Source organism: Vagococcus luciliae (assembly GCF_024637875.1).
GTDB lineage: Bacteria > Bacillota > Bacilli > Lactobacillales > Vagococcaceae > Vagococcus > Vagococcus luciliae.
On sequence record NZ_CP102451.1, the window covers coordinates 1,838,871 to 1,858,232 of the forward strand.

The window sequence follows — 19,362 nt, forward strand, 5'->3', positions numbered from 1 at the left end:
ACTTCCTCCTATTCCCATGATAGTTTCTGAATAAATTGAACCACATCTTGTTCAAATTGAATTTTATCATGGCTCACTGTGATGACATGAGTGCTATTTGGATACCAGTGTACTTCAACAAACGCCTTTTTCATATCTCTTGCCGCATCATAAACCCCTTCTGCACGTACCATTTCGTCCTTGGCTGATTGTGCAAGAAAAATTGGTTTTTCTACATTAGGTAATCCGGCATAAACGGTTTGGACTGTTCCACTAATATCCTTTAGTTGAGTATCTAAAGGTTCTTTTATTGTATCAATTTTTTGTGTTTTTTCTTCTATTGAAAGATTTAATTGATCATAACGGTATTCACAATATTTCAAAAAATTAGGATAAATATTGGTTGCATCCGTTGGGTCAAGTGGAGAAGAAAATGCTCCTCCGCCAACAAATAAATCAGGATAAGTTTCAAGCAACTTCATTGCAAATAATCCACCCATTGATAAACCAAATACAGCAAATTGTGTATGCCCTTCTTCTTTTAAAAAGTCTACCGCACGCTTAGCATCTTGCCACCATACATCAGACGTTTGTTCTAAAATATCCATTGGATCGTTTGTCCCATGACCTGTAAACATTGGAGCATAAACAGAATAACCTGCTCTTTCAACTCTTCTAGCTAATGCTCTGACATCATTTGAACTTCCTGTATAAGCATGCAATAATAACACAGCTTTATTGCTTACTTTTGAATAAAATGGTTCTATTTTCATTTATTTAACTCCTTCCAAACATATCTGCTAAATCATTATAACAATAAAAAAATCTCCTGTCATAACAGGAGATACATTAACATTATTTTGATGACAAATACGCAAGCGCAATAGCCACTGCAACCCATGCAATACCCATAACCGTTGTTGCACGTTTCATAAATGCTTCAAACCCACGAGCTTTTGTTTTACCAAATAATTCAGTTGCACCACCTGAAAACGCACTAGCAGCACTATTTTGCTTACTTGGTTGCATCATCACAGCAATAATAATTAAAATGGATAAAACTAACATTAGGGTTAATAGAAATTGATACATATTAACTCTCCTTATCTTGATCTCTAATCATCTGCTCAATTTTATCATACCTTTTTCAATAATACCAGTACGAAACAAACGGAAGATTATTTCATCTTACCGCCTACCGCATAGTTTCCTTTTGCCATATCAGAAATAACAATATGTACATTTTCAGTTTTTGCTCCAGTATTTTTAACAATGGCTTCTGTCACGTCTTTTACTAATGCTTCTTTTTGTTCTGGTGATCTTCCTTCTAATAATTCAATATGGACAAGTGGCATATTAAAACACTCCTTTTATTCTTTTATCTTATTATAACAAATTCCCTTATAATAAGTCTAAAATTTTAAAAGGACAATATTGTTTCTATTTTCGCCCTATTAACCTTATTTTTGACTAAAAGTAGGGATAGTAAGCCAAACAAATAGATTTTAACATAAACTCTCACTATACTCATACATGCATTAAACATCAAAAGGAGAGACACCATGAAAAAAACATTACTTATTCTATCTGCATCTTTATTATTTATTTTAGGTGGTTGTACAAGTGAAAAGAACGCAACTGAATCAAGCAAGAAACAATCGGATGAATTAGTTGTTGCCACATCTGGTACACTGTTTCCAAGTTCTTACTATAATGATAAAAACGAACTCACAGGTTATGATATAGAAGTAACAAAAGAAATTGGAAAACGACTAAATAAAAAAGTAACCTTTAAAGAGTTTAACGTTGATGGAATGTTATCTGCTGTTCAAACCAATAAAGCTGACGTGGCAGCAAATGATTTTTCAATCAATAAAAAACGTGAACAAAAATTTAGCTTATCAGAACCTATCAAGTATTCATTTGGTAGCATGGTTGTTAGAAAAGAAGATAATTCAGGTATTGCCTCTTTAGACGATATAAAAGGAAAAAAAGCAGCTGGAGAAGCCTCTACAACTTATATGAAAATAGCCGAGTCTTTAGGTGCTACATTAGTGAATTACGACAACGCAACAAATGATCAATACATGACCGACTTAGTTAAAGGACGTACAGATGTCATCTTAAATGACTACTATTTACAAAAAATAGCTGTTGCTGCCCTACCTGATATGCCTGTAAAAATATTAGAAGATGTTTATTTTAACCCTTCATCTTCAGGACTTGTTATAAACAAAGACAATACAGCGTTAAAAAAAGATATTGATTCAGCGATTTCTGATATGAAAAAAGATGGAACTTTAGCAAAAATTGCCACATCATTTTATGGCGAGGATATTTCTAAAAAGCCATCTGTCACCATTTCAAAAACAATTGAGGTTGAATAGCCATGATAATTGATACAAAATTACTGGTTGAGTCTATCCCCTTTGTATTAAAAGGATTACCTTATACTTTATTAATCAGTATCGCATCATTTTTTCTAGGGAATATTCTAGCGAGTTTGATTTATTTATTACGATTACTCAATCATAAAGTAATCAACCAATTTCTAATTATTTACTCGTCATTTTTTAGGGGTATTCCTGCTATTGTCTTACTTTTTGCCTTATATTTTGGTTTACCTATGCAACTAAATCCTATTGTAGCGAGTATTCTGTGTTTTGGTTTGACTAGTAGCGCTTTTTTATCTGAAATTTTTCGTAGTGCCATGAGTAGTGTCAACCAAGGGCAGTGGGAGGCTTCCAAGGCTCTAGGTATGCCAAAATTGTTAATCATCCGAGAAATCATTATGCCTCAGGCCATCCGAATTGCCATCGGTCCTATGAGCAATGTCGCGATTGATTTAGTAAAAGGCTCTTCTCTAGCAGCAATGATTACGGTATCTGAAATTTTTCAGCAAGCAAAAATTATTGGTGGAAGAGAATTTAATTTCTTATCCATGTACTTTTTAGTCGCTTGTATTTACTGGGGACTTTGTATAATCATTGAAAAAATTCAATATGCTTTAGAAAAAAGATTTCCTATATTATCGTAGCTTTCTAATTAAAATAACAGCATTCCCTAAAAAAATAGGGCATGCTTTTTTTGTCTGAATTAATTAGTCCTACTATCGACAATATCCTTTTTTCTCACGACCCCATTTTGTCTACCTAAATTATATTGTGAAAAAACACATCAGATACCTAAAATAAACCATCAAAATAACCCTTCCTATGTAAAAACTCTTGTTATTAGGCCAACTTATCAGGCCCAATAACAAGAGTTTCTCAAATTATTCAGTTGGTTGTGTCACAACTAACAAATCTTCTTTAGCTGCTACTTCTTTTTTATTTAATGCTTCAACATTACTAAAAGCATTGGTATTAGTAACAATCATCATAACAGTAGAATCATAGCCTTTTTCTTTTAATAATTCTAAATCAACGGTTCCTAATAAATCACCTTTTTTAACTATGTCACCACTTGTTTTTTCAGTTGTAAATCCTTCACCATTTAATTGCACTGTATCAATCCCAATATGGATTAATACCTCTGCCTTTTTATCTGTCATAATACCGTACGCATGTTTTGAATCATATACAATAGTTAACTCACCATCAGCAGGGGCATACACGTTGCCATCATTTGGAGAAATCGCAATCCCTTTTCCCATCATTTCCTGAGAGAATACAGGGTCGTTAACATCTTTCAATTGAACGACTTCACCAGCAATTGGTGATTCTAACACATCATCTTGAACAGATTCAATACTTTCTTCAGGATCTTCATTTATTTCTACTGCTGTATTATTAGTGTCACTAGATACAGTGGCATCTGAAAATAGATGGCCATTTTTCTTACCATATAAATAAGTTGTGATAAAAGCAACTACAATACTGATAATAATCCCAATCATATAATAAGGAATAGATTTTGGTGCAATTGAGATAAAACCAATTACACTAGCTGGCCCCATTGCAACAGCTAAAACATGAAAGAATCCAATAAATGTTGTTGCAACGGCTGAAGCTATCATTGCACAGATAAATGGAAACTTAAGTTTTAAGTTAACCCCAAAAATGGCTGGTTCTGTAATACCAAGTAAGGCTGAAATACTTGCTGAAGTTGCTAAGCTTTTTTGTTTTTCATTTTTTGTTAAAAACATCACGGCTAAAGCTGCCCCACCTTGTGCCACATTTGCCATAGAAGCGACTGGGAAGATGAATGAACCGCCAGTTTTAGCTACTTCAGCTAAAAGAGTCGTTTCAATGGCTGGAAAACTTTGGTGTAAACCAGTAATCACAATCGGTGAATAAAATAAACCAAATACTCCTAACCCAATTGCTCCTGTTGTATCATATAACCATACTAAGCCATCAGTTAATCCATCAGACACACCACGCATGACAGGTCCTACAAACATAAAAGTCAAGAACCCTGTGATAATCAATGCTAGCATCGGTGTAAATGTAAAATCAAAAGCATTTGAAATACGTTTATGGAAAAATTTTTCTAAAGTAGCTAAAATCCATGATACTGCTAAAACTGGTAAAACAGATCCTTGGTAGCCAGCTTGTGCAACATCCATACCAAAAATATGCCAATAATTCATTGTACCATCTGCGATAGCATTCGCTACACCATACCCATTTACTAAATCTGGCATAACCATCGCCATACCCATGGCCGCTCCTAGATATGGATTACCACCAAAACGTTTGGTTGCAGAAAACCCAACTAGTATTGGTAAAAATGCAAACGGTGCTGAAGCTAATAAATTAATAATTCCTGCATAATCTTGTAATACCGGATACATTTGAACAACTGATTGAGGGCCAAATAAATGTTCAGCTGTTAAGACATTGTTTAACGCCATCAACAAACCACCAGCAACTAACGCTGGAACAATTGGAACAAAAATATCAGATAATACTTTAATAAAGTCCATGATTGGATTTTGTTTTTTTCCAGTCGCTGCCTCTTCTTTAACTTCTGAAGTTGATACTTCTTTAACATTGGTTAAAGCAACTAATTCTTTATAGACTTTATTCACCTCACCTGCCCCAATAATAATCTGAAATTGACCATTTACTTCAAACGTTCCTTTAACTGCATCAATATTATCTAAAGCAGCTTGATTCACTTTACCAGAATCTTTTAACACTAACCTTAAACGGGTTGCACAATGAGCGGCTGCTTGTAAGTTATCTTGCCCTAAAGCATCGTTTATCTCTTGTGCGACTTTTTTGTAATCCATTGTTTCTCCTCCTACAAAATGTTTATGATGTAATCGCTTTTCTTGATTTAGATTATGTCATCTTTTTTTGTAAATGTCAAACGTTTATCAAAAATATTCATGATATATTTTTTTAGTAATATTTACTTAGAAACAAAGTACCTTTTAAATTGCTATACGTTTGACAAAAAAGAGCAAATACCTTACTATTTATGTATCGAATACGCTTACTAGGAGGAACATTATGGTTTTAAAAAAAGAATGGACAACACCTGATAGATACAAAAAATATAATGATTGGGACACTGACTATATAGAAGAATTGATTACAACTGTCACTCGTTCGCCCTGGCGATTAGGTTATCATATCCAACCTAAAACAGGTTTATTAAATGACCCAAATGGTTTTTCTTTCTTCAACGGAAAATGGCAACTATTTTATCAAGCCTATCCAATCGGACCTGTTCATGGTGTTAAATCGTGGGCTCATTTAACCTCTGATAACTTAATCGATTGGAAGTATGAAGGTTTGGCATTAGAACCTGATACGCTTTTTGATAGTCACGGGGTTTATTCAGGATCAGCCTTACCAGTTAATGATAAATTATTACTAGCTTACACTGGAAATGTGCGTGATGATAATTGGCAACGTCGTTCTTACCAACTCGGTGCATGGATGGATACAACTAATCACATTACAAAAATCGATGAACCCTTAATTGATCACCCGCCTGTTGGTTTTTCTCATGATTTTAGAGACCCGCAAATCATTCCATTTAACGATGGCTATCTATTGATTATCGGTGCTCAGACAACTGATAATAAAGGAAAAGCACTAACTTATACTAGTAAGGACTTACAACATTGGACTTTAAATGGTGAGTTAAATTTTACTGACGAACCAATGGGATATATGGTTGAATGCCCAAACCTTGTTTTTTCTAATGACAAAGCGTTGCTTATTTTCTGTCCACAAGGTTTAGATAAATCCATTTGTCATTATGATAATATCTATCCAAATATGTATATTATTGGCGATAATTATGATTTAGAAACTAACGCCATTACTAATCCAACAGAATTAAAAAATTTAGATGAAGGGTTTGACGTATATGCCACACAAGCATTTAATAGTCCTGATGGTCGTGTCTTAGCAGTAAGTTGGATTGGTTTACCTGAAGTGAATTATCCGACAGATGATTATGGTTGGGCTCATTGCTTAAGCATTATTAAAGAGCTAATTATTAAAGATGATAAACTATATCAACTACCCGCAAAAGAAACAGAAGCTTTGCGTCTAAATAGCATAAAATTACCTGAAAGCCAAACAACACATTACGATGCAAAAACAAATTGTTATGAATTAGAGATTGATTGCCATGACTCTGAAAAGGGTCAAATTAAATTAATGACTCAAGAAAATGGAGAAAACGGATTAAGTATCTCCTTTGATACAACTTGTGGTAAAATGATTATCGATCGTAGTCATATAGGGAATGGTTTTGCAAGAGAATACGGAGAAACAAGAGAGTTTTCTATTAGCCAAAAACCTTTAACTCTCCAAATATTTGTAGATGAATCATTAGTGGAAGTCTTTATTAATGATGGTGAACAAGTAGCAACTGCTCGTGTCTTTCCAGAAGCTGAAGCAAATCATACACATGTTACTATTAATACCGATGTTCCTTCTTCTATCACTTATTACGAACTACGACAAACAAATAGATAAAGGAAGATAAGCATCAATGGCAATTAAATTAACAGATGTTGCAAAAAAAGCTGGCGTATCGCCAACAACTGTATCACGTGTCATTAACAACTATGGCTCTCTAAGCCAAAAAACAATTAATAAAGTCAATCAAGCGATGAAGGAGTTAAACTATCAACCAAATAGTTTAGCCAGATCCCTTCAAGGTAAACAAACACAATTAATTGGATTAATTTTTCCAACTGTTTCTAATCCTTTTTATGGTGAATTAATTGATAAAATTGAAACGCGATTATTCGAGAAAGGTTACAAATGTATTATTTGCGATAGTGCTAATAATAAAGAAAAAGAAAGAAACTACATCAATATGTTAGCAGCAAATAAAGTAGATGGGATTATCGCTGGAGCTCACAATCTTGGTATCAAAGAATACGAAAACATTGATTTACCCATCGTCTCATTTGATCGACAGTTAGCAGATGGGATTCCAATTGTTGGTAGCGACAATTTTCAAGGAGGATATTTAGCAACAGAAGCTTTATTTATGAAAGGCGCTAGAAATATTGCCATGTTAACAGGATCACAAAAATCAAATTCACCAACAAATCGTCGTTTAAATGGCTACCTAGAATTTATGGAAAAACATCAACTGCCCTCTAAGATTTTTAAATTTCAACAAACGTATCAATCTGTTGCTCTTAAAAATATCGAGATTAGACGAATCCTAGAAAACGAAACAATTGATGGATTATTTTGCACCGATGATTTGACTGCTTTACTCGTTTACAATCAATGTCAAGAATTAGGTGTAGCAGTACCTGATGATTTAAAATTAATTGGCTACGATGGGACAATGTTTATTCAACAATATTTTCCTCAATTAACTACTATGGCTCAACCAATGGATGATTTTGCTGATATTTTAATCGATTTATTAATGAAACGAATTGAAAATCCTGAAAAATTATTTGATCCTTATTATTTTTTACCTGTCTCGTTTATTCAAGGAAAAACTATTTAAAAAAGCATGTAGAATGAATTCTACATGCTTTTTGTTTATAAATCATTCAATACGACATAGTACATTTTTAAAGGACCATGAAGTCCAACCACTAATTGCATCTCTATGTCACCAGAGTTTGATGGACCTGAAATAAAATGAATAGCTGAGCCGACAGACTCTCCTTTTTCAATTTTTTCAGCAAAATAATCGGCTGCTTGTGTCGAGCGAGCCACAATGCTACTTTTTTTAATCAGTGAAATATAGTGTGTTGGTAAAAAGTGTAGTGAACGGCCTTGACCAGGTGCTGTTTCCACTACAATTGATCCGGATTCCGCCAACATAAAATCAGCATTAGCAATCACAACATTGGCTTCTTCTGCTTTTTTTATATTACTATCACGAAATTCTTCTCCTTCATCCCAATAAGAAATAGCAGAACTATATTCTGTTTCAAGAAAATCTAATAATTCTTTAGAAAAGCGATCATCTCTCGGTAACAAAATATTGCCATTTCCTGATCGTTCAATCAATTTTTTCAATGTACTATGTAAATCATTTGATGGAATATCTAACAACTCGGTATGAATATCTTTGACTTTTTCTTTACAAATGCCAAGCAGTTCATCTACATCCTTATCTGCTAGATGTGTTTGAGGCAAATCATTCACAGGAATATAAGGATGTTCTGCAACATTTAAAGGCGTTGTCCCTAGTTTTTCATGTAAGTTAGCTAAAAATTTATCACGATTATGAATATTAGTCATTGTCCGCACCTGCCTTATGATCTTTAAACCATTTTCTAAAGCTATCTTTGTATTTAGGTGGTCTTGGTAAATCTCTCACATCTGTCCAACCTTTTACAAGTCCAGGACCTTTATTGATAAAGCCACCAAACTGGTACATATTTGTAACGGAGGTTGGTGATTTTTTGCTTAATACACCCATTCCACCATGTGCCATATGAATGGCTGAATTGAATAAAAATGGTGAGGCAGTTCCACTACCAATGACTTTCATTTGGAAATCTTCAAATCCATGTTTCATTTTCAAATCATCTGTCATCACTTTACGATGTTCAATTAATAATTCATGTAACGGAATTTTAACAGGACAAGTTTCTGTACAAGCACCACACAAACTTGATGCGTAAGGTAATTCACCAAACTGTTTGTATCCACCCAATACTGGAGATAAGACAGCACCAATTGGACCTGGATAAATAGACCCATAACCATGTCCACCAATATGACGATAAACAGGACACACATTCAAACATGAGCCACAACGGATACATTGTAGGACTGGTTGAAAAGCTGTTCCTAACGCATTCGAACGACCATTATCCACAATAATCACATGGAAGTCTTCTGGTCCATCTGATTCATCTGCTCGTTTTTGTCCAGCAAACGTCACATAAGTGGTTAAACTTTGACCAACCGCACTTCGAGCCAACAAGTTATCCAACACTTCTGCTTCTTTCATCGTTGGGACAATTCGTTCCATTCCCATTAAGACAATTTGTGTTTTAGGAATACTAATCGTCAAATCAGCATTTCCTTCATTTGTATCCAAATTAATCATACCACTATCAGCAATTGCAAAGTTACAACCTGTAATCCCAACTTCTGCTTCAAGGAAAAATTTTCTCATAACTTCACGAGCACATCTAGCTAAATTTACTGGATCATTATCCCCTTTGTAGCCAAGTTTTTTCTCAAAGACCGCACGAATTTGTTCTCTATTTTTATGAATACTTGGAAACACAATATGTGATGGTTCATCCCAATCATCCATTTGCAAAATAAATTCTGCTAAGTCAGTTTCCATGACACTCACGCCATCAAGTGTTAACAGCATAGGATCAACATCGACTTCTGTTGTGACCATTGATTTTGATTTAACAATTTTTTTTGCTTTTTTATCTAAGACGATTTGTTTAACGTACTCATTAGCTTCTTCTGCTGTTTGAGCAAAATAAACGTGCCCACCTTGTTTGGCAACATTGTCACTAAATTGCTCCAAATAATCTGGCAAATAAGCGATTGTGTGTTGTCTGATGCTCTCACCTAACTCACGCCACTCTTGCCAATTACCTAATTTGTCACGAGCACCTTCACGTTTTACCCATTGAGTATCTTGTGCTTTAGCGACAGCTTGTTGCATAAACACATCTTTTTTACTATCTTCTAATCGCTCTTTAAATGGTTTTGTACTTGTTGTTAATCCCATTAGTTTGCCACCTCGCTAGATAATTGAATTCGACTAGTATCGACATTTGAATTTAATATTTCTGCGATGTGCATGATTTTAATCGGATTACCATCTCGATTAAACTTACCACCGATATTCATCAAGCACCCCATATCAGCACTAATTAAAGTATCAGCTCCTGTGTTAATGACATCATTCATTTTTTCTGTCACCATTTGCTCAGATATTTCTGGCATTTTCACTGAGAAAGTTCCACCAAAACCACAACAATTTTCAATATGGCCTAATGGAATCATTTCTAAGCCTTCAACATTATCCAATAATACAAATGGTGCGTCTCTTTCTCCTAACAGACGTGTCATGTGACAAGAACGATGATAGGTTGCTTTGCCTTCATAACACGCACCCACATCTGTTAGTCCTAATACTCGGTAAATAAACTGACTAAATTCGTATGTTTTCTCTGCTAATTCAACTGCTTTAGGATAATACACATCATCGTCCTTCAACAATTCAGGATACTCACGTAACATACCAACGCAAGAACCCGCTCCACCTACAACATAGTCTGATTTTTCAAAAGCTTCTAATTGATTGATTAGTGTTGCTTTGCTCTTCTTTTCATAACCACTATTAAACGTTGGTTGACCACAGCAAATTTGTTTTTCTGGAAAATCTACCTCACATCCCAATCGTTCTAGTACCTCGACCATGGCAATTCCAACATTTGGAAACATTAAATCGACGACACAGCTAGTAAATATGCTTACCCTCATTCTGATTCCTCCAAGCAACAACTTGTTTTTTTTAATACAACCTTATTTTACCACTTTCAGACAAATTCAAACACTTTCACAAACAATTTTTTACTGTTTTTATACTATTTTTATAAGTAATTCATCATTTTCCCTACACCAACAACAACGAGGCATAAAACGATTGTATATAAAAGACAATAAAACATCGCTTTTTTAAGAATAATTCCTTCTTCACCATCTAAACCTGTTGCCCCGGTCGCGATAGCAATACTTTGTGGCGAAATCATTTTACCAGCAGTTGCACCAGCCATGTTTGCAGCTGCTAACCAGTATGGATTAATTTTCAACGTATTAGCTGCTTGTACTTGTAAGTCACCAAACAACACATTTGATGACGTATCACTACCAGTGATAAACGTTCCTAACACCCCGATAATTGGTGAAATAACTGGATAAAATGGACCAGTTAAAGCAACTAACGTTACAGCAATGGTATCAATCATGCCACTGTATCCCATGACTTTAGATAACCCAACGATTGAGCAAACTGTAATAATTGTTTTTCCTAATTGCTTGATAGTATCCCATAAAATAGCAACCATTTTCCCAAATGATAGTCCTTGGATAGCTCCACCTAAAAAGCTTGCTAAAAAGATGAGCGTACCAGGGGAAGATAACCAGTCAATATCAAGTGGTTTAGCATTTGGACCATTATAAATATGTAAACTTGTTTTTACACTTGCCAATGCACTATTAATTGATGGGAATAATGATGAGCTAAAAATAATTAAAAAGAATACAAAAATAAATGGTAACCATGCTTTAACCTTTGTGCTAGTTGATGATTCCACTTCATTTTCAGCACCATTTTTTTGAATTTTTGTGATAATTACTAACGTTAAAAGACATACTAATGAGCCAACAATTGATGGCAATTCTGGTCCCATATATTTAGTAATAAAAATTTGAGGTACAGCAAATGTTAACCCAGCTAGAAGAGTTGCAGGTAATACACCGCCTCCTTTAAAAGCTTTCATCCCACGGCCATCAGTAATGTACACTAGAACAAACGGAATCAACATAATCAAAACAAATAATTGAACAGCAACAAAATAAGATACCTGCACCACATCAAGTCCTGTTACTTTTGCTAATGTAGTCACTGGTAACCCTACTGCTCCAAAGGCTGTTGGAGAAGTATTGGCAATTAAACAAACTACCGCAGCTTTTATCGGTTCCATACCTAGCATTACTAAAATACTTGCTGGAATCGCTACTGCTGTACCAAATCCTGCAACAGCTTCTAAAAAGCCACCTAACCCCCATGCTAATAATAAAACCAAGATTCTCATGTCTTTTGTTAAAGATGTCAACATAGACATGATGGTATCCATACCACCAGATTCTTTACTAATATTATAAATAAAGACTGCAGATACAATAACATAAATAATTGGCCAAAAAGCCATCATAACGCCTTCCAGACCAGCTGTGATACTATGCACAAAAGAGAATCCAAAACCAACTATACTCAAAATAATCGTGCCGACAAATCCAATCATACAAGCTAAATCTCCTCGTATATGAAAAACACCCAATGATAAAATTAGCCATACTATCGGAATAATTGCGACAAAAGTTTTCAATAAATCCATGTTATACCCTCCATTTTAAATTTAGAATACACAAAAACTAAATCAAAGACACCTCCTATCCTAATACTAGGTATAAAAGAATAAAAATAACCTAATAAATAAGATAACAAATAAATAATATAACTATATACACTTTAACATATTAAAAAGTAAAATAACCATATTTTTTTTATTTTTATAAATGTAAACGTTAAATTATTAAATTTAACTAATTAATATATAATTATATAAAACACTTTAACGTCTATATGATAGTTAAAAACTTAATCACGATATAACCAAAAAGAGTATATTATTGACAAATCTTTCCAAAAATAAGACAATATCATAATAGAAATGGGGAATAATGATGAATAATTTTGATTTTCACGCACCAACCAACATTTTATTTGGAAAAAATCAAATTAACCAATTACCAAATGTATTAAAGCAATATGGAAAAACTGTATTATTGACTTACGGTGGTGGTAGTATTAAGCGAAGTGGATTATACGATGATATTTATCGCTTAATTGGAACAGACACTAAAATCATTGAATTAGGTGGCATCGAGCCAAATCCTAGACTTAGTACTGTTATAAAAGGTGTTGACCTTTGTAAAGAAAATAATGTTGATGTCATTTTATCTGTTGGAGGAGGTTCGACAATTGATTGCTCCAAAGCAATTGCTGCAGGTGTATTCTACGACGGAAACCCTTGGGACTTCGTTGTTAACGACGGGATTAAGTTAACAAAAGCTTTACCTATTGTGACAATATTAACGATTGCCGCAACAGGTTCAGAAATGAACTGGGGATCAGTTATTACAAATGAAGAAACAAAAGAAAAACTAAGTTTCCATACACGTCTGGTCACACCCAAAGTATCAATTTTAGATCCAACTTACACATTCTCTGTTCCAACCTATCAAACAATGGCTGGTTCAGCAGATATTTTTAGTCATTTAATTGAAAATTATTTTAATCAAACACCAGATACCATGGTTCAAGACGGTATTGCTGAAGGTTTAATGAGAACAGTGTTACATTACACGCCAACAGCTTTAACAGAGCCAACAAACTATGAAGCTCGCGCTAATTTAATGTGGGCAAGCTCTTTAGCACTTAATGGATTGACTGGAAATGGAAAAAATGGCGTTTGGTCATGTCACCCAATGGAACATGAGTTAAGTGCTTACTATGATATCACTCATGGTATTGGTTTAGCTATCTTAACACCAAGATGGATGGAACACGTCTTAAACGATGACACAGTCGAACGTTTCGCTTTATATGGACACCGTGTGTTTGATCTAGAGCTAAATGAAGACCTATACATCACAGCAAAAGAAGCCATTAAACAAACTTATGATACTTTTGTTAAATGGGGCGTTCCAATGACTCTACCAGAAGTCGGTATAGATGACTCACTCTTAAATGAAATGGCTGAACAATCAGTGAAGCATTCAAATATCAGCACAAAAGCCTATGTGCCACTTAGTGCTGATGATGTATTAACTATTTACACAAACTCGTTAGTACCTATGACATTTTAAAGCAAAAAAGCATTTCTCTTTTTTCTTGAGAAATGCTTTTTATTATTCAATTTCTTTTAAATAGTGTTTTGCTTCTTTATTGATTGTTTTTAAATCAATACCTTGCTTTTTAGCAGCAAATACACACCCACAATAACATTGACGATAGATATCATAATCTTTGCACATAGATATTGATCGCTGGTAACCACCTCTTTTTTTGAAGTCACTTGGTAAATAGGCCACATCATATATCTTTTGAACATCCAAACCAATTGTATTAATCAGCTGAGCATCTTTTTTCGGTGAAATCGTTAAGGCGCTCCCAAAGTAATCAAATCCTCCATTATGTGCTGCTTCTGCTACTAAGTCTAATCTCATTTGAAAACAACTTGTACAACGTGCACCACCCTCAGGCTCATTTGCTAATCCATTTTTAGTCATCATCTGAATAAAAACATTCGGCTCATACTCGGCTTCTATAAACTCGACCTGTTTATCATTCTTGTCATTAAATTGTTCAATAAATTCTTTTTGAACGTGGGCTCGTCTCTTATACTCACTTTCAGGATATATATTGGAATTTGCAAAATAAATCGTGACATCAGCATAATCTGTTAAAAATTCTAATGTATAAGTGCTACAAGGTGCACAACAACTATGGAGTAAAATCTTCGGGCGAAACGATTCCTCTTGCCATTTTTTTATTAATTTAAGTAACACACTGTCATAATTAATCGTTTGATTTTTTAGACTGTTGATAATCTCCAATGAGTCCATTGTTAATGCTCCTTTATTACATCTGTTTTATTTTATTATAACAAAATGACACGTTCTGTTGCTATATGAGTGATGTGTGGAAAGTCATATCCATTCTTGTTGTCAGAAAGAACTCTTTTCAGCATTTCACTATCTCGACAAAAAAAATCGCCGTTTGATAAGAGAGTTGATTCCTAGAGGTAATATATAGAAATATCCCGTTTAATTCATACAAAATAAAGCTAAACGAAAATGTAATTTTATGGTTAAATGGACAGGCTATCCCACGTAAAACGAAGCGAATAAGTAACTCGATGTCAGAAAATATGGGTAAATTTCATATTCAAAATAAAAATTAATCATATAATAAATCACATATTATACAAAAATACGACTACTTTTCTCCCATTGGTTATTGAAAAAAAGTAATCGCATATTGAATTTTATTATTGTCTCATTTTAATAGGTCAGCTTCAAAACGGTATAAAAGTTTTTATTTAGCTTATGCCCAATGTCCTGGGATGACTTGTTCTGGAACGTCAACAACCCAAACTGGATTGTCTGGGTCTGGAACATTTTCATAATGTCCATGGTCCTCAGTGTGAGTTACTGCTGGATGTGTGATTGTATCAGTAATGTCTTGTGTTGAATAGTTATTTGGTAAACCTTGTTCATCTAACCAGTCTGAATGGTCTAATACTTCTTCATATTGAGCTTGACCTTCTGGCGTATCAATATGAGCTGTAAGTTTGAATTGTTTACCGTCAGCAGCGAATGTGATTAAAGTGTAAGTCATTGTTTCAGTGTAAGCTGGTTTGTCAACAATTGTGACAATGTTTGGAACCCAAACTTCTTTCACACCATCTTCCCAGTGACCTTCTTCTGGAATGACTTGTTCTGGAACCCAAACTGGATTTTCTGTGTTTCCACCAGTTTCGCCACCTGTACCAGGTTGTTCTGGATTTTCAGTTTCTCCACCAGTTTCTCCACCTGTACCAGGTTGTTCTGGGTTTTCAGTTTCTCCACCAGTTTCGCCACCTGTACCAGGTTGTTCTGGGTTTTCTGGTTTTTCAGTCTCGCTACCGTCACCAGGTTGGTCTGACCAATGTCCAGGAATAACTTGTTCTGGTTTGTCTACTACCCAAACTGGATTGTCTGGGTCTGGAACATTTTCATAATGTCCATGGTCCTCAGTGTGAGTTACTGCTGGATGTGTTACTTCTTCTGTTACATCTCTAGTTGTGTAACTTCCAAAGAACCCTTGGTCCATTAACATTTCTTGATGTGCATCAACTAAGTCCGCTTGAGCTTGCCCTTCTGGTGTGCTAATATGAGCTGTGATTTTGAATTCAGCACCATCATCATTAAATCTGATTAAAGTGTAAGTCATTGTTTCAGTGTAAGCTGGTTTGTCAACAATGGTTACAATGTTTGGAACCCAAACTTCTTTCACACCATCTTCCCAGTGACCTTCTTCTGGAATGACTTGTTCTGGAACCCAAACTGGATTTTCTGTGTTTCCACCAGTTTCACCACCTGTACCAGGTTGTTCTGGTTTTTCAGTTTCTCCACTAGTTTCGCCACCTGTACCAGGTTGTTCTGGTTTCTCAGTTTCTCCACCAGTTTCACCACCTGTACCAGGTTGTTCTGGTTTCTCAGTTTCTCCACCAGTTTCTCCACCTGTACCAGGTTGTTCTGGTTTTTCAATTTCTCCACCAGTTTCGCCACCTGTACCAGGTTGTTCTGGTTTCTCAGTTTCTCCACCAGTTTCACCACCTGCACCAGGTACTTCTGGTAATTCTGGTGTTACTGGTAATTCAGGTTTTTCTGGTTGTTCAGGTGTTTCAGGTACAACTGGATTTACAGGTAATACTGGAACAACAGGTTTTTCAGTGTCGTTACCAACTCCAGAATTTCCTGGTTTAGATGGTGTTACACTTTGTTCTACACCAGTATCTTGTGCTGGTTTTTGGTCTGTTGTTTGATTTGTGTTACCTTGTGTTGCTTGTTGGTTAACAGCTTGATTTACTGTTTCTTTTTCTTGAGTTTGAACATTTGATGCTTGAGTTTGTGCTTTTACTTCGGCACGACCAGCTTTTGATTCTTCTGATAATGTAAAGCTATTACCGTTTGTATCTGTTACTGTACCATTCGCATGGAATATCAATGTATTTCCAGCATAAATTAAATCACGATTTGCAATGTTGTTCCATGCTACTAAGTCGTCTATTGTTATACCTGAAGCTTCTGAAATAGCAGACAAAGTATCTCCCTTAATTATTGTATAAACATCGATATTTTGTTTTATACTTTCTTTTATTTCTTCTACTGAACGAGCTCTCCATTCTTCGTTAGTTGAAGCATTTACTGTTTTTGCGTTACCAGCTATTAAAACACTTGTTAAAACAGTTGAACTGAATAGTATTTTTTTCAAAGTTTTATTCATTTCATTTCTCCTTTTTGGTTTTTAGTTAGACATAAGACGTTAATATTTTAACATATTTAAAAAATGTGTGCAATTACACTTAGTAATTGACTTTAAATTGAAATAAAAAACGTCATCTAAATTTAGACTAATAAAAACACGCTGACACCTTTTTAATTGTACCCAATCAGGTTATAAGTATTAATCAGCACGGTTAAAAAGGGAGAAAGCCAAACTGTTTGGAATCACATCATCCTCAAATCGTTTAAGTATGTTACGTATATTTTTTAAAATAAAAAAGAGAAAGTCAGGGAAATATGAAATTAAATTTGTCTAGAAAATCTAAATTTTTTCGTTTAATAATACAATAAAATTGTTTATAATTAAGCATAAAAAAAATAACATTAAGTTATTTATGTTCTTTTACTATTAAATGCGTTAATGTAGATAAAAATATAATGGAATGAAGGTTATTATATGAAATCAGAATATTCTCAAATTATTTTTTTAACAATACTCTATAATCTAATTTGGTTATCTTCTTTAATATTTGCTACTGGTCATATAGTGGGATTAAATATCGATGACAATCAGCTTCTAGCTTATATTTTGGTATTTATCACATTTCTTACCTCGTTTATTTCTTTTAAGATTAAAGAGATAACAAAAAGAAGATTGATGGTTAAATAATTGGGCTGTTGATTAGCTTATACTTAATTTTATTTTTCTCAGGTATTGTTGGTACAAATGAAGCTATGTTTTACTTTGTAATACCTATTTTTGGAATGCCTGTATTCATTTTTATGTTTATACTTCATTATTTGACTTTCAATAAATAATTTCTTTATAAAGAGATTAATTCCTAATAATCCACCAAAAGGCATGAAAATAATGACATTGTTAATGATTTCTGATAAATCTGTTCTTTGGTTAACTATGGCTGATTCTTTAAAAGGAATCAAGTTAATACTTCGTGACTGATTATTAAATTGAACAATCAAGTCATCAAATGATAACGAAAACTTAAATAATAATATCCAAATTAAACTAACAATATATCCTATAAATAAAACTTTTTCCTTTTTACTATCTCTCATATTTCCACTCCTAATCATCTATCTAAACTTATTATAAAGGTTGTTAATAGAAAGTGAATCATTCCAAAGTCTTAATTAATGTTAACTGATAAACATGAAAAAAGACCTTCACGAAGAAGGCCTTAAAACTAATTATACAATAACTGTTAATGTTGCCGCTAATAAAATGAGGATAAGCCCAACAATTGTTATTTTCATCTCTTTTGATGTTTTCTTTTGTCCTAAGAACCAAATACCTGTTAAAGTCGCTAATACAACAGATGTTTGGGATAATATGAATCCTGTTGCTAATCCATTCATATTAGGCTGAGCTGATATTAAATATGTTAAAGCTGCAAAAGCAAAGAAAAATCCTGAAATAATTTGTTTATAAGATACTACCTGAGTCAATGCATTTTCTTTTTCTTTTATAGCTACCATAATACTATAAAGAATAGCGACAAGGACCATACCTATAGCTTGAGGTAAGAAAGCATTCATTCCTGTGATACTTGTTTCTTGTGGTGCTGCTGAGTATAACCAATAACCAATTTCACCAACTGCTAAAATAATCACAGCTTTCTTAATGTTATTAGAATTAGCACTGTCTTTTTTTTCAGACCACACTGTAAACCTTGCACCAATGATAATTAATACAAGAGCTAAAGCACCTATCAATTTATCCGTTATTGTTGGCCAGTTTCCTAAATGGACCACTCCCCATAAAGAAGCGACAATTAATTGAAATGCTGTTGTGATAGGCATAGCTCTTGATGAACCAACTAATTCAAATGACTTAAATGTTAAAATTTGTGCACTTGCCCAACCAATACCTGATACGATACCTAATGTCAAATCCATGCCAGTTGGCAGTGTTAAATCATTAGCAAAAAATAAAATGATGGCAAAAATTAATGTTCCAAGTGTTGACCCAACAATTTGATTAACTGGTTTGCCACCAATTTTTGAGGCAATAGTTGGGTATAATCCCCAACCTAGTAATGGTCCTAACCCTATTAGTAAAGCTGTCATATTTACAAAATCCTCCTGATAAAAT

17 protein-coding genes are annotated in these 19,362 nt (G+C 34.1%); 5 read left to right on the forward strand and 12 right to left on the reverse strand.

All coding sequences use genetic code 11. The annotated features are described in order from the left end of the window. Positions 1-8: 8 nt before the first annotated feature. The 3 genes from G314FT_RS08945 to G314FT_RS08955 all read right to left on the reverse strand — a co-directional run bounded on the left by G314FT_RS08945 (position 9) and on the right by G314FT_RS08955 (position 1,334). Positions 9-752: an alpha/beta hydrolase gene (locus tag G314FT_RS08945; RefSeq protein ID WP_257700786.1), complete on the reverse strand. Its 744-nt coding sequence runs from the start codon at positions 750-752 to the stop codon at positions 9-11. An 82-nt stretch (positions 753-834) separates the two neighbouring features. Beyond that, complete coding sequence (gene secG / locus G314FT_RS08950; RefSeq protein WP_117972084.1) at positions 835-1,071, reverse strand: preprotein translocase subunit SecG; 237 nt, start codon at positions 1,069-1,071, stop codon at positions 835-837. Between the two features lie 86 nt (positions 1,072-1,157). Next, positions 1,158-1,334 (reverse strand): 2-hydroxymuconate tautomerase, encoded by a 177-nt coding sequence (locus tag G314FT_RS08955; protein WP_257700788.1) that lies wholly within the window; start codon positions 1,332-1,334, stop codon positions 1,158-1,160. A 207-nt stretch (positions 1,335-1,541) separates the two neighbouring features. On the opposite strand from G314FT_RS08955, the gene G314FT_RS08960 reads away from it, so the two are divergent. Beyond that, positions 1,542-2,366: a transporter substrate-binding domain-containing protein gene (locus G314FT_RS08960; RefSeq protein WP_257700790.1), complete on the forward strand. Its 825-nt coding sequence runs from the start codon at positions 1,542-1,544 to the stop codon at positions 2,364-2,366. A 2-nt stretch (positions 2,367-2,368) separates the two neighbouring features. Continuing rightward, positions 2,369-3,016, forward strand: a complete 648-nt coding sequence (locus G314FT_RS08965; protein WP_257700791.1) for an amino acid ABC transporter permease — start codon at positions 2,369-2,371, stop codon at positions 3,014-3,016. Positions 3,017-3,253: 237 nt separating this feature from the next. On the opposite strand, the gene G314FT_RS08970 is transcribed toward G314FT_RS08965, so the two are convergent. Further along, complete coding sequence (locus G314FT_RS08970) at positions 3,254-5,218, reverse strand: sucrose-specific PTS transporter subunit IIBC (protein WP_257700792.1); 1,965 nt, start codon at positions 5,216-5,218, stop codon at positions 3,254-3,256. Positions 5,219-5,441: 223 nt separating this feature from the next. On the opposite strand from G314FT_RS08970, the gene G314FT_RS08975 reads away from it, so the two are divergent. Both G314FT_RS08975 and G314FT_RS08980 read left to right on the forward strand, forming a co-directional pair. Continuing rightward, positions 5,442-6,926, forward strand: coding sequence for a sucrose-6-phosphate hydrolase (locus G314FT_RS08975; RefSeq protein WP_257700793.1), 1,485 nt, complete (start codon positions 5,442-5,444; stop codon positions 6,924-6,926). A gap of 16 nt (positions 6,927-6,942) precedes the next feature. Further along, positions 6,943-7,926: a LacI family DNA-binding transcriptional regulator gene (locus tag G314FT_RS08980; RefSeq protein WP_257700794.1), complete on the forward strand. Its 984-nt coding sequence runs from the start codon at positions 6,943-6,945 to the stop codon at positions 7,924-7,926. Between the two features lie 35 nt (positions 7,927-7,961). Here the strand turns inward: G314FT_RS08980 and G314FT_RS08985 are convergent, their stop codons facing one another. The 4 genes from G314FT_RS08985 to G314FT_RS09000 all read right to left on the reverse strand — a co-directional run bounded on the left by G314FT_RS08985 (position 7,962) and on the right by G314FT_RS09000 (position 12,532). Beyond that, complete coding sequence (locus G314FT_RS08985; RefSeq protein WP_257700796.1) at positions 7,962-8,672, reverse strand: LutC/YkgG family protein; 711 nt, start codon at positions 8,670-8,672, stop codon at positions 7,962-7,964. Further along, the gene (locus G314FT_RS08990) at positions 8,665-10,137 is read right to left on the reverse strand and encodes a LutB/LldF family L-lactate oxidation iron-sulfur protein (protein WP_257700802.1); all 1,473 of its coding nucleotides are present in this window, start codon (positions 10,135-10,137) and stop codon (positions 8,665-8,667) included. The genes G314FT_RS08985 and G314FT_RS08990 overlap by 8 nt, the downstream gene beginning before the upstream one ends. Then, positions 10,137-10,895: a (Fe-S)-binding protein gene (locus G314FT_RS08995; RefSeq protein WP_257700804.1), complete on the reverse strand. Its 759-nt coding sequence runs from the start codon at positions 10,893-10,895 to the stop codon at positions 10,137-10,139. Before G314FT_RS08995 ends, G314FT_RS08990 begins: the two co-directional genes overlap by 1 nt. 110 nt (positions 10,896-11,005) lie before the next feature. Beyond that, positions 11,006-12,532, reverse strand: a complete 1,527-nt coding sequence (locus G314FT_RS09000) for an L-lactate permease (RefSeq protein WP_257700806.1) — start codon at positions 12,530-12,532, stop codon at positions 11,006-11,008. Between the two features lie 349 nt (positions 12,533-12,881). Here G314FT_RS09000 and G314FT_RS09005 point away from each other — a divergent pair, with 349 nt between their 5' ends. After that, positions 12,882-14,066 (forward strand): iron-containing alcohol dehydrogenase, encoded by a 1,185-nt coding sequence (locus tag G314FT_RS09005; protein ID WP_257700807.1) that lies wholly within the window; start codon positions 12,882-12,884, stop codon positions 14,064-14,066. Positions 14,067-14,108: 42 nt separating this feature from the next. Here G314FT_RS09005 and G314FT_RS09010 read toward each other — a convergent pair whose 3' ends face one another. The 4 genes from G314FT_RS09010 to rbsU form a co-directional block, all read right to left on the reverse strand. Next, positions 14,109-14,825 carry an epoxyqueuosine reductase QueH gene (locus G314FT_RS09010; protein ID WP_257700809.1) on the reverse strand — a complete coding sequence of 239 codons (717 nt, stop codon included), beginning with the start codon at positions 14,823-14,825 and terminating at the stop codon, positions 14,109-14,111. 481 nt (positions 14,826-15,306) lie between these two features. Beyond that, a complete protein-coding gene (locus G314FT_RS09015) occupies positions 15,307-17,250 on the reverse strand; it encodes a LysM peptidoglycan-binding domain-containing protein (protein ID WP_257700819.1) in 1,944 nt (647 codons plus the stop codon). Between the two features lie 707 nt (positions 17,251-17,957). Next, the gene (locus G314FT_RS09020; protein WP_257700820.1) at positions 17,958-18,326 is read right to left on the reverse strand and encodes a VanZ family protein; all 369 of its coding nucleotides are present in this window, start codon (positions 18,324-18,326) and stop codon (positions 17,958-17,960) included. A 132-nt stretch (positions 18,327-18,458) separates the two neighbouring features. Continuing rightward, on the reverse strand, positions 18,459-19,337 hold the full coding sequence (gene rbsU / locus G314FT_RS09025; RefSeq protein ID WP_257700821.1) for a ribose/proton symporter RbsU: 879 nt from the start codon (positions 19,335-19,337) through the stop codon (positions 18,459-18,461). Positions 19,338-19,362 lie beyond the last annotated feature (25 nt).